At 61.3% G+C, this 16162-nt stretch carries 12 protein-coding genes; 6 read left to right on the forward strand and 6 right to left on the reverse strand.

Features of this window, described 5'->3' with window-relative positions:
* Positions 1 to 538 precede the first annotated feature (538 nt).
* Complete coding sequence (locus AC3D25_RS20025) at positions 539 to 1153, reverse strand: hypothetical protein (RefSeq protein WP_488890188.1); 615 nt, start codon at positions 1151 to 1153, stop codon at positions 539 to 541.
* 102 nt (positions 1154 to 1255) lie between these two features.
* Between AC3D25_RS20025 and AC3D25_RS20030 the strand changes: the two genes are divergently transcribed.
* The gene (locus tag AC3D25_RS20030) at positions 1256 to 1636 is read left to right on the forward strand and encodes a hypothetical protein (RefSeq protein WP_488890189.1); all 381 of its coding nucleotides are present in this window, start codon (positions 1256 to 1258) and stop codon (positions 1634 to 1636) included.
* A gap of 417 nt (positions 1637 to 2053) precedes the next feature.
* Here the strand turns inward: AC3D25_RS20030 and AC3D25_RS20035 are convergent, their stop codons facing one another.
* Together AC3D25_RS20035 and prpR are read right to left on the reverse strand one after the other, a co-directional pair.
* Positions 2054 to 2977, reverse strand: a complete 924-nt coding sequence (locus AC3D25_RS20035; protein WP_488890483.1) for a sterol desaturase family protein — start codon at positions 2975 to 2977, stop codon at positions 2054 to 2056.
* Positions 2978 to 3114: 137 nt separating this feature from the next.
* Positions 3115 to 5076 carry a propionate catabolism operon regulatory protein PrpR gene (prpR, locus tag AC3D25_RS20040; protein ID WP_488890190.1) on the reverse strand — a complete coding sequence of 654 codons (1962 nt, stop codon included), beginning with the start codon at positions 5074 to 5076 and terminating at the stop codon, positions 3115 to 3117.
* 194 nt (positions 5077 to 5270) lie between these two features.
* On the opposite strand from prpR, the gene prpB reads away from it, so the two are divergent.
* The 4 genes from prpB to prpF all read left to right on the forward strand — a co-directional run bounded on the left by prpB (position 5271) and on the right by prpF (position 11303).
* The gene (gene prpB, locus AC3D25_RS20045; RefSeq protein WP_488890191.1) at positions 5271 to 6167 is read left to right on the forward strand and encodes a methylisocitrate lyase; all 897 of its coding nucleotides are present in this window, start codon (positions 5271 to 5273) and stop codon (positions 6165 to 6167) included.
* A gap of 45 nt (positions 6168 to 6212) precedes the next feature.
* Positions 6213 to 7379, forward strand: a complete 1167-nt coding sequence (gene prpC, locus AC3D25_RS20050) for a bifunctional 2-methylcitrate synthase/citrate synthase (protein ID WP_488890192.1) — start codon at positions 6213 to 6215, stop codon at positions 7377 to 7379.
* A gap of 68 nt (positions 7380 to 7447) precedes the next feature.
* Positions 7448 to 10045, forward strand: a complete 2598-nt coding sequence (gene acnD, locus AC3D25_RS20055; protein WP_488890193.1) for a Fe/S-dependent 2-methylisocitrate dehydratase AcnD — start codon at positions 7448 to 7450, stop codon at positions 10043 to 10045.
* A gap of 61 nt (positions 10046 to 10106) precedes the next feature.
* Positions 10107 to 11303 carry a 2-methylaconitate cis-trans isomerase PrpF gene (gene prpF, locus AC3D25_RS20060; RefSeq protein WP_488890194.1) on the forward strand — a complete coding sequence of 399 codons (1197 nt, stop codon included), beginning with the start codon at positions 10107 to 10109 and terminating at the stop codon, positions 11301 to 11303.
* A 164-nt stretch (positions 11304 to 11467) separates the two neighbouring features.
* Here prpF and AC3D25_RS20065 read toward each other — a convergent pair whose 3' ends face one another.
* Entirely contained in the window at positions 11468 to 11989 is a 522-nt protein-coding gene (locus AC3D25_RS20065) for a hypothetical protein (protein ID WP_488890195.1), read from the reverse strand.
* A 334-nt stretch (positions 11990 to 12323) separates the two neighbouring features.
* Between AC3D25_RS20065 and AC3D25_RS20070 the strand changes: the two genes are divergently transcribed.
* Positions 12324 to 12968 (forward strand): ureidoglycolate lyase, encoded by a 645-nt coding sequence (locus AC3D25_RS20070; RefSeq protein WP_488890196.1) that lies wholly within the window; start codon positions 12324 to 12326, stop codon positions 12966 to 12968.
* A gap of 44 nt (positions 12969 to 13012) precedes the next feature.
* Here AC3D25_RS20070 and AC3D25_RS20075 read toward each other — a convergent pair whose 3' ends face one another.
* Together AC3D25_RS20075 and AC3D25_RS20080 are read right to left on the reverse strand one after the other, a co-directional pair.
* A complete protein-coding gene (locus AC3D25_RS20075; protein ID WP_488890197.1) occupies positions 13013 to 14500 on the reverse strand; it encodes a SulP family inorganic anion transporter in 1488 nt (495 codons plus the stop codon).
* A 1019-nt stretch (positions 14501 to 15519) separates the two neighbouring features.
* Positions 15520 to 16137: a DJ-1/PfpI family protein gene (locus tag AC3D25_RS20080; protein ID WP_488890198.1), complete on the reverse strand. Its 618-nt coding sequence runs from the start codon at positions 16135 to 16137 to the stop codon at positions 15520 to 15522.
* Positions 16138 to 16162 lie beyond the last annotated feature (25 nt).

A 16162-nucleotide genomic window follows, 5' to 3' on the forward strand; every position in this document is an offset into this window, starting at 1 on the left:
CAGTAAGTGCGTCCGATCGGCAATTCACGCGAGGTAATTATGGCCGAGCAGCGTCTCTTTCCGCGATGAATATTCTCGTGGTCGTGCGCATCCGCACATAGGGTTTGGCTTAGGTCCTCAGCCGCTAAAGCGGCTTCTTTGCCCTGATCTTTTGCCGGCGGCGTTAGCGGCATTCAGCGCTTCAGCGCATGCGTTTTCCCGTTGCGTAAGAGAACTAGTGTGGGTGGCAAGAATAGCGAACGATGCAAACGTTAGCCACTTTGCGAACGCTTGAGTCAGGTCGCACGAAACGTTTGCGAGATCGACGTTGAGAACTAGCGGCGTTGTCGTGCGAAGGGGATCGCGGGTGCGCTTAGACGGTCGCTTGTGTGAGCAATGCTTGAACGGTAGGACCCGTCGTCGAATTGCTAGGACCGATAGATTGAACTCTTAACTCGCGCAAAGCGACGAATCCCGAATCGATGGATCGGGACCGCGTCCATTGCACGATGCTCTCGCAATAACAGCAACGTCCCTTGTCGCTCACCTCGTTGGCAACTTACGCTTGCGTGCTGATCATGCCCGTGGTCTTGCCCGCTGCAAGCATCAGTTGGGCAAGTTCGGCCGTCGCGGTTTCGATCGCCGAGTTGATGCTTGAGATATCGTTCTGGAGACCGGACGTGGTCGCCGCTTGCTTGATGGCCTTGGCCTGATCGGCTGACAATTGCGCCGAGCCGGTGGAACTCGTGCCGTCGCTCGACTCCGCTGAACTGCTAGTCGCGGCGGAGGCACTGGACGATGCCGCGCCGCCCGATTGCGCGAGTCGTGCTTGCGCCGCTGCAAGCTGAGCTTTCAGCGCCTTGATCAGTTGTTCGAGCTGCTGCGTTTGAAGGTCGGACGTGCTCGAACTGCTGCTTGCGCCGCCACCGCCACCGCCGCCGCCGCCTGCGCCGCTGCTTGCCTGGGTCGCTTTCGACGAGCCCGCCGCGCTCGTACCGGAAGATGCCGACGACCCGGACGACGCCGACGCCGCGCTCGTCGCATCCGACTGCGAATCAGAAGACCCGGACGCTGACGCGGAAGCATCCGCAGAGGCGGCGGCCGCCGCGCTCGTAGCCGATGGACTGGCGGTGGTCTGCCATGCGGAAATGCTCGTGGAGCTTGTGATCTGCATCTGCGCACATCCTTTCAAATAATTTCGACGAAAGCGGGCCAGCACAGGCTGGCGCCAGCCTGAATCAATAACGGCAGAATGTTCGTCGATCTTTAATGCGCGATGAACCGAAAGACGAAGCGCCAGCCGAAAAAAACGGGCCGGCGCTCGGGCGTGACAGGCTATTCAGGCCAGTGTGAAGACCACGGCGCCGATCTCGGCGACCGGCGCGAAACTTCGAAAAAACCGGTACATCTGACCTTCGACGCTAATCTTGTTGATGCCCGACTGCGTGAGTTCAAGGATCTCGTTTCCGATAGCCGCCGCGATGGTTCCGCGCCCGGGCAGTTCTTCCTCGCCTGCGGGATCGCCCAAGTGGATGGAAAAAAGATCTGCGCCGCGACGCATCATCACGAGGGCCTTCCCTTCGTCGAGCGAGAGTTCGAGATACTCGGCCAGCACTCGGAGCGACTTTGGCGCATGCCCCGGCGAACCGCTAGTTGACTCTGACGTTAAAGTCATTTCATCGCCCCCTATTTAAAAACGCGCACCTTGATCCGGATTTTTATCCGACCGCAATCAGAAACTGGATACTCGCCGGAACGTCGCGGCTCGCTAATACTAACCGGCGACCGCGATTCGATTACGGACTCTTCATTGTTTGCATTTGCGCTCCCGAAACGCAATAAATTCATTATTCCTGCGGGGTTAAAAATACTAAGGTTTGCGCGGCGCGCGCCACCGAGCAGCGATACGGCTAGATCGGCGGCGATTATTCACTGTTGCACCGGCGCCCATCCGTCTGAAGCCACATCGCTGGAGAACCAGTTGCGGTGTGTCGGAAACTTGCGCGGGGTCTTTTTTGCCGTATGGGGAAAATTCTGACCGTTAGTTGCATTGAATCGCCCCGCAGCAATGCGGTCACCGACCTTGCGTAGCGGCCGGAACCGCGCGGCCCTCGGCCAGATTGCGCTCGCGCAGTGCTTCGGTCGTTTCGCCGGCGCCGTCAGCGCGCCAACCCGGCGGCCGGAGCACGTAACCGATCGCGTTCCACACGCTTTTCGCCGACGCGATATCCCGCGCGAGGCTGATCCAGTGCTCGAATTCGACGACAAGCGGATTACGCGAACGCGTCGGCGTGGTGAGGCCGTAGCGGCACGGTTCATCGGCGCGTTCTTCGACATATGTGCCGAACAGGCGGTCGAATATCACGAGCACGCCGCCGAAGTTCGCATCGAGATAATCGACATTCGACGCGTGGTGCACACGATGCGAGGAAGGCGTATTGAAAACGTATTCGAGCCAGCCGAGTTTCGGCGTCCAGGTGTTATGCAACCAGAACTGATAAAGCAGATTGAAACTCAGCGTCGCCAGCACGATTTCCGGACGCACGCCGAGCCAGACGAGCGGCGCGAAGAACATCGCCGAGCCGGTCAGCTTGCCGGTCAAGCCGAGCCGATAAGCGGACGAAAGCGTCAATTGATTCGGCGAGTGATGCACGGCATGCGTCGCCCAGAAAAAACGAATGCGGTGCGACGCGCGGTGATACCAGTAGTAGCAAAACTCCTGGCCGATAAAGAGCAGAAACACCATCAGCGCGCTGTTGAGCGTGACGGTGAATATCCGGTGATCCCAGGCGAGCGCGAAAATCGGCGTCGCGAGCGAAAGCGGCAGGAATGCGAGCAATTTGCGGCCGGCAATGTCGGCGAGCGAGATCCACACTTCATACCAATCGAAAGGCATGGCGCTGTCGCGCTGTTTGCGGGAGAGAACGATCGCCTCGATCAGCGAAACGCCGATGACGAACAACGTGACATATACCGCGATTTTTCCAATGGTCAGCATGATGGGCAGATAACGGGTGGGATGGGACGCGTTGTCTGCGGTAAATGCCGCCATCGCGCCGGGTGAAGCTAATGTAGTTGCCCGCCTCGTTAAAAACCACGCGAAAACTATGTCGCGGGATGTCATGCGCTTCGGGATCACTTCGCGTTCGTCGCGCCGTTCAGTTTCCGCCACAACGTCGTCTTGCTGATACCGAGGGCCGCGCAAACCGCTTCGCGATCGCCATTGAACGAAGCGAGCGCCGCGCGAATCTCGTCGGCTTCGACATGACGGCTGCGCTCGCGCAGCGTGAGACGTCCATCGCGTTCGGACGTATCGACGTTCAGCACTTCCGGCGCGATCGCGTAGAGATCGTCTCGCGTTAGCGCGTTTGCATCGAGACTGGTTTTGTCGGCCAGCTCGACCGCGATCCGCTCGATCACGTTCTGCAATTCACGTACGTTTCCCGGCCAGTTGTAGCCCGACAGCGGGTCGCCGACGTTCGCGAGCAAGCTCAGTGCGGTCTCGCGGTTCTTCAGCCGCGACTTGAGTTGCGGATCGCGCTTTGCCGCGTGCAGCAGAAACTCCACGGCAAGCAGAAGCACGTCGGCCGGACGCTCGCGCAGCGCCGGAAGCGCGATGTTGAGAATGTTGAGCCGATAGTAAAGGTCTGCCCGGAAAGTGCCCGCCGCGATGCCGGCCGTCAGCGCCCGGTGCGTCGCGGCGATGACGCGAATATCCACGCGCGTCGGCTCGGTGGATCCGAGGCGCACGACTTCGCGTTCCTGCAAGACGCGTAGAAGACGGCTCTGAAGCGTGAGCGGCATTTCGCCGATTTCATCGAGGAAGAGCGTGCCTCGATGCGCCGCTTCGATCAGCCCCGTCTTCCCGCCTTTGCGTGCGCCGGTAAACGCGCCCTCTTCATAGCCGAAAAGCTCGCTCTCCAGCAGCGATTCCGGAAACGCGCCGCAATTGATCGCGACGAACGCGAATTCGCGGCGCGCGCTCAACTGATGCAGGCTCTGCGCGACCATCTCCTTGCCCGTGCCGCTTTCTCCACGAATGAGCAATGTCGCGTTCGATTTCGCATAGCGCTGCACCAGCGAGCGAACGCGCTGCATCGACGCACTCTCGCCGATCAGATCGTCGATCTTGTAGCGCGCCGTGAATTGCTTCGTGCGCGGCGTCGAACGCAACGTCCGGTCGAGCCGCTCCACCGCGCGCGATTCCTGGAACGTCAGGACCGTGCCGGCGGCCATCCCGTTCGTCGCCAGCGGGCCGCGATGCACGACGTAGCTCACGCCGCGCACGGAGGCGAGCGAATCGCCATCGACTTCGGGCAACGACGCCGCCAGATCGGGCGCCAGTTCGGTCAACGTGCGGGCGACGGCCTCGTCGGGATCGATGCCGAGTACCGCGGCGAGCCGGCGATTGATCGACTCGACTCTGCCCTGAGCGTCGAGCGCGACGACGCCGTCGCGCATGTGCTGCAGCAAATTGTCGAGCCGATGACGGCGCATCGCTTCGCCGCGCATCGCCTGCGCGACTTCCAGCGCGGTATCGAACGCCGCCTTGACCGATGCGCGCGAGTAGAGAAACACGGCTTCGAGACCCGCGCGCGCGGCCAGATCCGTGACGAGTCCCGGGCCGACCACGGCGCCGACGCCACGATCGCGCAAATCGAGCACACACGATTCCGCGTCCTCCGCCGACTGATACGAGGCGAATTCGACATCGATGCCGTAGGCCGCGATGAATCGCCTGACTTCCTCCGGCGTTTCGCCGTGTGTGACGAGCGCGACCGAGCGAGCGGCGCGCCGTGCTCGCGCCAACGCATGCATCACGTCGAAACCCGTTGGGCTGATGAGCACCACCGGCACATCGACGCGCGTCTTCAGATACGCACCGTTCGATCCGCCCGCGACGATCACGTCCGGGCCATCCGCGCCCGCTGCCGCAATTTCGTGAACGGCATCTTCGAAACCGCCGGTAAGCACGCGCAATTCGGAGCGACGTTCGTATTCGCCGGTGATGTCGAGGAAGAGATGGCGCAGACGGCTGATGCTGACGGCCCAGAGTCTCGGCAGCGGGCGGCCTTCGGAAGACGTTGCGGAGGTCATGTGTACGGATCGGCAGGATTATTTCAGCCGTTCATTATGCGCGAGTAGTCTCGTTAATGAAATTGCCGATTTCATTCTTGAAACGCTTAACTTTTCCCGCGAAAAAATTATTCCATATAAAACAGAGACTTAGATAAACCAAAGCGCCTGGCCATTATCTTGCATTTAGAGAGGCCATCACTACAGGAGCAAGAATGAACTTCCCCGAATCGCAACTTGCCAGCCCGGGCCAAAAATTTCGCGTCGCCGTCGCCGAGTCTCAGCCGCTGCAAGTCGTCGGCGCGATCACGGCGTATGCCGCGAAGATGGCCGAAGCCGTCGGTTTCAAGGCGCTTTATCTCTCGGGCGGCGGCGTCGCGGCCAATTCGCTGGGCGTGCCCGATCTTGGCATCAGCACGATGGACGACGTGCTGACCGACGCGCGCCGCATTACCGATGCAAGCAGCCTGCCGCTGCTCGTCGATATCGATACCGGCTGGGGCGGCGCATTCAACATCGCGCGTACGGTCAAGTCGTTCATCAAGGCAGGCGTCGCCGCCGTGCATCTCGAAGATCAGGTCGGCCAGAAGCGTTGCGGTCATCGGCCGGGTAAAGAGGTCGTGACGACCGCGGAAATGGTCGATCGCGTGAAAGCCGCCGTCGATGCGCGAACGGACAGCGGGTTCGTCATCATGGCGCGAACCGATGCGGCCGGCTCGGAAGGCGTCGATGCGGCGATCGAGCGCGCGGTGGCTTACGTCGAGGCGGGCGCGGACATGATCTTTCCCGAGGCAATGCAATCGCTCGACGACTATCGCCGCTTCAAGGCCGCGGTCAAGGTGCCGATCCTCGCGAATCTGACGGAATTCGGCTCGACGCCGTTCTTCACCACGAGCGAGTTGCGCGACGCCGACGTCGATATCGCGTTGTACTGCTGCGGCGCCTATCGCGCGATGAACGCCGCCGCGCTGAACTTCTATCAGACGACGATGCGCGACGGAACGCAAAAAGCGGCGGTATCGACCATGCAGAGCCGCGCCGATCTGTATCAATACCTCGGCTATCACGCCTACGAAGACAAGCTCGACGCATTGTTCGCCGCAGCCAAATAAACTCGAAGCAACCTCGAAGCAACACTCGAAAAAGGAAGAGACAAAATGAGCGAAGCAGATAACAGCACGCCGAAAACCGGCGCGTTCAAACCGAAGAAATCGGTCGCGCTCTCGGGCGTGACGGCGGGCAATACCGCGCTGTGTACGGTCGGCCGCACGGGCAACGACCTGCACTATCGCGGATACGACATTCTCGATCTCGCTCGCGCCTGCGAGTTCGAGGAAATCGCTCACTTGCTGGTCCACGAAAAATTGCCGACGCAGGCCGAACTCACTGCGTACAAGACGAAGCTGAAGTCGCTGCGCGGCCTGCCCGCCAATCTCAAGCTCGCGCTCGAAACCGTGCCGGCGTCCGCGCATCCGATGGACGTGATGCGCACCAGCGTGTCCGTGCTCGGCACGGTGCTTCCCGAGAAAGACGATCACAGCGTGGCGGGCGCGCGCGATATCGCCGACCGCCTGATGGCTTCGCTCGGCTCGGCGCTGCTTTACTGGTATCACTATTCGCATAGCGGCAAGCGTATCGAGGTCGAAACCGACGACGATTCGATCGGCGGACATTTCCTGCATTTGCTGCACGGCGTCGCGCCTTCGAAGTCGTGGGTCGATGCGATGCATGTGTCGCTCAACCTGTACGCGGAACACGAGTTCAACGCTTCGACCTTCACGAGCCGCGTGATCGCCGGGACGGGTTCGGACTTCTATTCGGCGATCACCGGCGCGATCGGTGCGCTGCGCGGGCCGAAACACGGCGGCGCGAACGAAGCCGCGTTCGATATCCAGTCGCGCTATCCGACGCCGGACGAAGCGGAGGCCGATATCAAGCGCCGTGTCGAGAACAAGGAAGTGGTGATCGGCTTCGGCCATCCGGTGTATACAATTTCGGATCCGCGCAACGTCGTTATCAAGGATGTCGCGAAGAAGCTCTCGAAAGAGGCATCGAACATGAAGATGTTCGATATCGCCGAGCGGCTGGAAACGGTCATGTGGGACGCGAAGAAGATGTTCCCGAACCTCGACTGGTTCAGCGCCGTTTCCTATCACATGATGGGCGTGCCCACCTCGATGTTCACGCCGCTCTTCGTCAATTCGCGCACGGCCGGCTGGGCGGCGCACATCATCGAACAGCGTATCGACAACAAGATCATCCGCCCGAGCGCGAACTACACCGGCCCTGAAAACCTGCCCTTCGTGCCGCTCGCCAAGCGCTGACAGGGAAAGGGGCTTATCTTTCCGAGAAGCCCCTTGGCGTTCCCCACTACACACATTCTTCAGACGGTATGAACACAGCAAACCGCAAAGCTCTGCCAGGCACGCACCTGGACTTCTTCGACACGCGCGCCGTGGTCGATGCGCTCACGCCCGGCGCGTACGACACGCTGCCGTACACATCGCGCGTGCTGGCGGAGAACCTCGTGCGGCGTGCCGCGCCGCAAGCGCTCGCGGCGTCGCTCAGACAGATCATCGAACGCAAGCGCGATCTCGATTTTCCGTGGTTTCCGGCGCGCGTCGTCTGCCATGACATTCTCGGACAGACCGCGCTCGTCGATCTCGCCGGACTGCGCGACGCGATCGCTAGCCAAGGCGGCGATCCGGCGCTGGTCAACCCGGTCGTGCCGACGCAGCTCGTGGTCGATCATTCGCTCGCGGTCGAATGCGGCGGTTTCGATCCCGACGCGTTCGCGAAGAATCGCGCCATTGAAGACCGTCGCAACGAGGACCGCTTTCACTTCATCGACTGGACGAAGAAGGCGTTCAAGAACGTCGACGTGATTCCGCCGGGCAACGGCATCCTGCACCAGATCAATCTGGAGCGCATGAGCCCGGTCGTGCAGGTGAAAGACGGCATCGCGTTTCCGGACACGCTTGTCGGCACCGACTCGCACACGCCGATGGTCGATGCGCTCGGCGTGCTCGCCATCGGCGTGGGTGGGCTGGAAGCGGAAAGCGTGATGCTCGGGCGCGCGTCGTATATGCGGCTGCCGGATATCGTCGGTGTGAAACTCAGCGGCAAGCCGGGGCCGGGCATTACCGCGACCGACGTCGTGTTGTCGCTGACCGAGTTCCTGCGCAAGGAAAAAGTGGTCGGCGCGTATCTGGAGTTTTACGGCGAAGGCACCGCAAACCTCACGCTCGGCGACCGCGCGACGATCGCCAATATGGCGCCGGAGTTCGGCGCGACCGCCGCGATGTTCTACATCGACGACCAGACCATCAAGTATCTCAAGCTCACCGGTCGCGACGACGCGCTCGTGAGCCTCGTCGAAACCTACGCGAAGGAAACGGGTCTCTGGGCCGACAGCCTCGCGAATGCCGAATACGAGCGCGTGCTGACGTTCGATCTCTCGACCGTGGTTCGCACGCTCGCTGGGCCTTCCAATCCGCATCGCCGCCTGCCGGTAGCCGATCTCGCCGCGCGCGGCATCAGCGGCAAGGTGGAGAACGAGCCGGGCCTGATGCCGGACGGCGCGGTGATCATCGCCGCGATCACGAGCTGCACGAACACGAACAACCCGCGCAACATGATTGCCGCCGGGCTGCTCGCGCGCAACGCGAACCGGCTCGGCCTTGCGCGCAAGCCGTGGGTGAAAAGCTCGCTTGCGCCGGGTTCAAAAGCCGTCACGCTGTATCTCGAAGAAGCGGGTTTGATGCCGGAACTCGAAGAACTGGGCTTCGGTGTCGTCGCGTATGCGTGTACGTCGTGCAACGGCATGTCGGGCGCGCTCGATCCGGCGACGCAGCAGGAAATCGTCGAGCGCGATCTGTATGCCACCGCCGTGTTGTCGGGCAACCGCAACTTCGATGGCCGCATCCATCCGTATGCGAAGCAGGCGTTCCTCGCGTCGCCGCCGCTCGTGGTCGCCTACGCGATTGCCGGCACGATCCGCTTCGATATCGAGAAGGATGTTCTGGGCATCGACTCCGAGAACAATCCGGTGAGATTGCGGGACATCTGGCCGTCCGATGAAGAAATCGACGCGATGGTCGCATCGAGCGTCAAGCCCGAGCAGTTCCGGAAGGTGTACGAGCCGATGTTCGCGGTGTCCGTCGATACGGGACCGAAGGCCGAGCCGCTCTATGAATGGCGTGAGCAAAGCACGTACATCCGCCGTCCGCCGTATTGGGAAGGTGCGCTCGCGGGCGAGCGCAGCTTGACCGGCATGCGTGCGCTGGCCGTGCTCGGCGACAACATCACCACCGACCATCTGTCGCCGTCGAACGCGATTCTCGCGAACAGCGCCGCTGGCGAGTACCTGACGAAAATGGGCTTGCCGGAAGAGGACTTCAACTCGTATGCGACGCATCGCGGCGATCACCTGACCGCCCAGCGCGCGACGTTCGCGAATCCGACGCTCATCAACGAAATGGTGCTGGAAAACGGCAAGGTGAAGGCCGGATCGCTTGCGCGTATCGAACCCGAAGGCAAGGTCATGCGGATGTGGGAAGCCATCGAAACCTACATGGAGCGCAAGCAGCCGCTGATCGTGATCGCGGGCGCGGACTATGGACAAGGCTCGTCGCGCGACTGGGCCGCCAAGGGCGTGCGTCTTGCGGGCACGGAAGCGATCGTGGCCGAAGGATTCGAGCGGATTCACCGGACCAACCTGGTCGGCATGGGCGTGCTGCCGCTGGAGTTCAAGCCGGGCGTGAACCGCACGACGCTCGCTATCGACGGCACGGAAACCTTCGACGTAACCGGCGAGCGCAAGCCGCGCGCCGACCTCACGCTCGTGATTCACCGCAAGAACGGTGAGCGCGTCGACGTGCCGGTTACGTGCCGGCTCGATACCGCGGAAGAAGTATCCATCTACGAAGCGGGCGGCGTTTTGCAGCGATTCGCGCAGGACTTCCTCGAATCGTCGCAGGCAGCGGCCTGAGCTTCGCTCAAAGGCGGGCGCATCGCGCGCTCGCCTCACCCAATACGAACATTATTTCGCTATGACACACGCTCCGCAGATCAGGATCCCCGCCACCTACATGCGCGGCGGCACCAGCAAAGGCGTTTTTTTCCGGCTGCAGGATTTGCCCGAGGCGGCGCGCGTGCCGGGTGCGGCGCGCGATGCGCTGCTGTTGCGGGTCATCGGCAGTCCCGATCCCTACGGCAAGCAGATCGACGGAATGGGTTCCGCGACATCGAGCACGAGCAAGACGGTGATTATCGCGAAGAGCAGCAAGCCGGATCACGATGTCGATTATCTCTTCGGGCAAGTCGCGATCGATCGCGCGTTCATCGACTGGAGCGGCAACTGCGGCAACCTTTCCGCCGCCGTGGGTCCCTTTGCGATCACGAGCGGCCTGATCGATCCCGAGCGTGTGCCGGATAACGGCATCGCGACCGTCCGCATCTGGCAGGCGAATATCGGCAAGACGATCGTCGCGCATGTGCCGGTGACGAAAGGCGCAGTGCAGGAAACGGGCGACTTCGAACTCGACGGCGTCACCTTCCCCGCCGCCGAAGTCCAGCTCGAATTCCTCGACCCGGCCGCCGAGGACGACGGCTCGGGCGGCGCGATGTTCCCGACGGGCAATCTGATCGACGAGCTCGACATTCCGGGCATCGGCACCTTGCAAGCCACGCTGATCAACTCGGGCATTCCGACCATCTTCCTCAATGCCGACGCCATCGGCTATGCGGGCACGGAATTGCAGGACGCCATCAACGGCGATCCCAAGGCGCTCGCGATGTTCGAGACGATCCGCGCGCATGGCGCGGTCCGCATGGGCCTCATCAAGAATATCGACGCAATCGCGAGCCGGCAGCACACGCCGAAGATTGCGTTCGTCGCGAAACCTGCGCGCTATGCGTCGTCTAGCGGCAAGGAAGTCGGCGCGGGCGACGTCGATTTGCTGGTGCGCGCCATGTCGATGGGCAAGCTCCATCACGCGATGATGGGCACGGCGGCGGTCGCGATCGGCACGGCAGCCGCGATTCCCGGCACGCTCGTGAATCTCGCTGCGGGCGGCGAGAAACGCGACGCCGTGCGCTTCGGTCATCCGTCGGGCACGCTGCGTGTCGGCGCGCAGGCGGAATTTGTCGATGGCGAGTGGACGGTCGTCAAGGCGATCATGAGCCGGAGCGCCCGCGTGCTGATGGAAGGATGGGTGCGCGTGCCCGGCGATTCGCTCGCGGGGTGAAAGGCGCGGTGCTTTCGGACTATTAGCGCCACCAGGCGCTAACACCGGTCTGCGAGAGCAGAACTGGGACGCTCGCCGCGCGGCGATGGCCGGAAAGGCGCGGCGCGGTCGCAAGTTCGCACGCCGACGCCGACGCCGACAGCAGGAAGGCCGGCCGGGCGTCGCTAAAAGCCGCGCCGGACGGTAACCGTCGCGCCCGTGCTGTGCGAATGCAGGATCGCGAGGCGCGCGGTCGCGGAGAAGACCCACTGGTCGACGGTCACGGAGAGTTTTCGCTGCGGCTGTGCTCCGATCACGAGCGTCGTATTCGGCAAATCGACGAGCGATATCACCGGTGTCGTCGATGAACCCAGCCGGAGATAGCCCGATGTCGGCTGCGGAGAAAACTGGAGCGCCGGCGCGCTTTTAGCGGTGCCGAACTGGAGATCGCCGGTCACCTGCACGCTGTAGAAGTTTTCGATTTGCCGGTAAAACGGCGCGGCCTGGCTCGCCCGGTATTCCATTTCATAACGCTGCAAATAGCGTTCGGCCTCGGGAACGGATGGAACAACCTCCATGGGCAGAGGACCGATATTCGTCACGATCATCTCTCCAGGCGAGTCGATGACAAGACCGTCCGCGAACGCAACTTCGCCCAGCAGCAGAAGACATATTGCGCCGACAACCCTTTCGTTCAGGCACGACATGCGCATGCCTCCCATGAAGGAATTGAAACGTCACACTATTGAACGCTCTGTTTCCGACCGGCTATATCCGAACGAACTGCCTTTGCAGCTTTGCCTTTATCCAGACATTGTAGTCAGTCATTCGCATCTCGCCACTTCAATATGTAAAGCGGTCGCGCACCGGCGGCGGCGATGTCGAAGCGGTGACTTTTCGCTTTTGAATTGCGCATCCGGCGCGGTGTTTTTCAACGTCGCCGTTTCGTTTCGACGCCGGTTCGGAAGCTGTGTCCGAGCCATAAAAAAACGACCGCGCGCTCGTTGCGCCGGCCATTTTCGGCTCGTATAAACTCCCCGGATGAACCAACAAATCGACTACCTCAATCCCGATCTTCCCTCCGGTCTCCGACGTGTCGCGATGCCGGTGGTCGACGCAACCCCGGCGACGCTCGATGGCTATGGCAGGCTCGTCGCGGATCCGGGCGAATGCCCGATCGAGATAGTGCGGTGGCCGGCCGTGGGAACCAGGCCCATCGACCCGGGAACCGGCGATGAAGCCGGCACGACCGAAGGCACATTCGTGAGCGAATGGCGCGGGGACATTCTCTACGGCAGCAACGAGGCCGTGGGCGGCAAATACATCCTTGCCTATGCAAAGGAGCCGGAATCATCCCGCGACGACAGCGCCGACACACCGGAGCGCATGTTGCTCTGGCACGCGAACTATCATCCGGACGGCGGACAGCTTTTCTTCCCGCTCGACGGCCGGCCGTTCTACGTCCCGCTGGCATTACCCGGCGATGACATCGCGCCGGAGAAGTTCGTGTGCTTTCGCTTCGACGGACAGCAGGGTCTCTACATTCATCCGAATATCTGGCACGAAGGCGTGTTCGCGCTTCAGGGCACACAGCGCTTCTTCGACAAGCAGGGCGCCGTCCACGCGCGCGTCTCGGTCGACTTCGCCCGCGAGTTCGGCTGTCTGCTCGAAGCGCCGATCGCTTGACGCACGGGACGTCGGCCGCGAGCACGCGTGCGAATCACGCTGCGTCAGACGCTGATAAGCGTTACGCCGGCGCGTTCGAGAATGTGCTGGTTTCTCGTCGATAAATGCGCAAATCGCAAGCGCCTTCCCGCCTTCTGATAGCGGTCTTTCAGCGTTTCGAACGCGACGACGGCAGAATGATCGGCCACATGTAGATGCTTGCAATCGATGATGACTTCTTCGGCGTCGGCTTGAGGCTGAAAGAGTTCCTGGAAATGCGCGGTCGATGCGAAAAACAAGGTGCCATGCAGAACATAAGTGCGCGCGCCGTCATCGCTGTCGTTCACCTCGGCGCGTATTTCGCGCGCATGGTGCCAGGCGAAATTCAGCGCGGCGATGACGACGCCGCACAGGACGGCGATCGCGAGATCGGTCATGACCGTGATGACCGTCACGGCGACGATCACCAGCGCGTCGTTGCGGGGAACCTTGCCGAGCACCCCGAGCGATCGCCAGTCGAAGGTCTGCTGCGCGACAACGAGCATCACGCCGACAAGCGCAGCCAGCGGAATCTGCTCGATGAGCGGGGACAAGAACAGGATGAACAAGAGCAGCATGATCCCGCTCGTCGCGCCTGACAGGCGGCTCCGGCCGCCCGAGCTGAGATTGATCATGGTTTGACCGATCATCGCGCAACCGCCCATGCCGCCGAACAGACCCGACACCACGTTGGACACGCCGAGTGCGAGACATTCACGATTCGGCCGTCCGCGCGTCTCCGTAATTTCATCGGTGAGATTGAACGTCAGCAAGGTCTCCAGCAAACCCACGATGGCCATGAGAAGCGCGTAGGGAAAGACGATCCGGAACGTCTCCAGGTCATATGGTATTTGCGGCAGATGAAAGCTCGGAAAGGCGCCCGCGATATGCGCCATATCGCCCAGTGTGCGCGTCGGCAGATGCACGATCTGGCTAAGCAAGCCGACGCCGACGATGGCAACCAGCGCCGGCGGGACAGCCTTGGTGATTCGCGGCAGGAGATAGACGATCAGCATCGTCAGCGCGACCAGCCCGCACATGACCGCGAGCGGTGTCCCTTGCAACCAGACATCGCCTTGCGGAGTCGCGCGCTTGAAATGCTCCAGTTGCGCCATAGCGATGATGATCGCCAGACCGTTCACGAATCCGATCATCACCGGATGCGGCACCATTCGGATCAGCTTACCCAGACGCAACGCACCGAACAGCATCATGATCGCGCCGCTCAGGACGACGGCGGCCAGCAGGTATTGCGCGCCATGCTCGACAACAAGCGCAACGATGACGACCGCCATCGAGCCCGCGGCACCCGAGATCATGCCGGGCCTTCCGCCGAAGATGGCCGTCAGAGCGCAAATGATGAACGCGCCGTAAAGCCCCATTAGGGGATTCACGTGCGCGACCAACGCAAAGGCGATGCACTCGGGGACCAGTGCAAACGACGATGTAAGCCCCGCGAGTACATTGCCGGGAATGTTCGAGAGCCATTGCTCACGGACTGATTGGGTCTTCATTAACTCTGTTCCGCAGTCTGGTAAAAAGTACGCGGCGCGTGAAGCGCGCGAGAAACGCTGAATGTGCCAACGGGAGCACGTGGACCCGAAGTGCGGCGAAATGCGGCGCGACGCTTTGAAAGCGCGGCGTCGATCAAGGTCGAAAGCCGGAGTGCGTTGTTCGAATCTCGAACAAGCGAGCGCACACATACCCGAGAACCCCAAGCGGCAATCCGCTACGAACGGCGAGGAGTGCTCGAACAGCTACATGGGTATGTCGAGAAAGAAGCTGATGTGGGCGGAATGGAGCGAATTTCCGCTTGAATGCCAGGTAGTTTACCTTAGCCCGCGCGGACGCGTGAAAACTCATCAAAAATGTGGAAACCGCATACATCGGCTCCGGCGAGGCGATTTTTCTATGCGGTCTGCGCATCGCGAAGGGCACTTTTGTTCAATACGCGCTCGCGCTGAAAGCCTGGGTTTATTAGCACGCCGCGCATAGCGGCTGCAGTCACTTTCTTTGGCTAGCGCAAAGAAATTAACCAAAGAGAGCAGCTTATCCGTCTAAGTGTCCACCTCGAATAACCAGGCGGATAGGCGCGCAAGCTGATTCGGTTAGCATGCAGTCAACCTTATTGGCATAGCACTTGTCAGTTCCGTCCTCGCTGCGCTCGGACGACGGGCGTAACAAAGAACCGGCGCTTTGGTTTGGTTTGGCTTGGTTTGGTTTGGTTGTTCGGTTATGCCTTACCGGCAGGCATTTATGCCTGCGGGGATGAATGAGCGGCTCCGCTTTGTTTTGTGGCGCGATGGCCGAATCAGCTTGCGCACCACTCCGGGTTACGGGTCGTGATGGACACTTAGACGGTCACGCTGCTTTCTTTGGTTACTTTCTTTGCAGCAGCAAAGAAAGTGACTGCTGCCGCGCATAGCGGCGTGCTAATAGACCTACACGAAAGCAAGTTCACAGGAAGCGCAGGCACACAAGATCACAGAGCGCCAGCAACCCCGCGTGCATCGCCAAAAATCCACCCCAGAGATCAAACCATCGCCGGCGTATCGAACAAGAACGGAGCAATATTGCTCATCGCCCGCGCGACGTACTCATCTTTCTCGCCCACAGGTGCCACGTAATGAATCGCGCTAGCGGCTTCGTCCACGCCGACAAGCCGCGCGATAATCCACGCCGCGAGGTAATGAGAAGCGAGGCACCCGCCCGCCGTCGCGACGTTTCCACGCGCAAACATGGGCTGATTGAGAACATCGATCCCCGCCTCGATAACCCACGGCTTCGTGGTCAAATCCGTGCACGCGGGCACGTCTGCGAGCAAACCGAGTTTGGCAAGCACGAGTGTGCCCGAGCATTGCGCCGCGAGAAGCTGTCTCGATGAATCGAACTGCATTTGCGCCATCAGCGCCGGGTCCGCGACGACATCGCGCGTCCGCATGCCGCTTCCCACGATGACGGCATCCGCTTTATTGGCTTCCTGCAACGAGATGTGCGAGTGAAGCACGACGCCGTTCATCGAGCATACTTGCTCGGCCGGGCTCGCAATCGACACGCGCCAGCCCGGTCTTTTCACGCGGTTGAGAACGCCCAACGCGATAAGCGAATCGAGTTCGTTGAAACCTTCGAAAGTCAGTATGGCGATGTGCATGTGTCCGTCTGCTTTGTTGGTAAGA

The sequence above is a fragment of the Caballeronia sp. SL1002 genome, assembly GCF_057814995.1.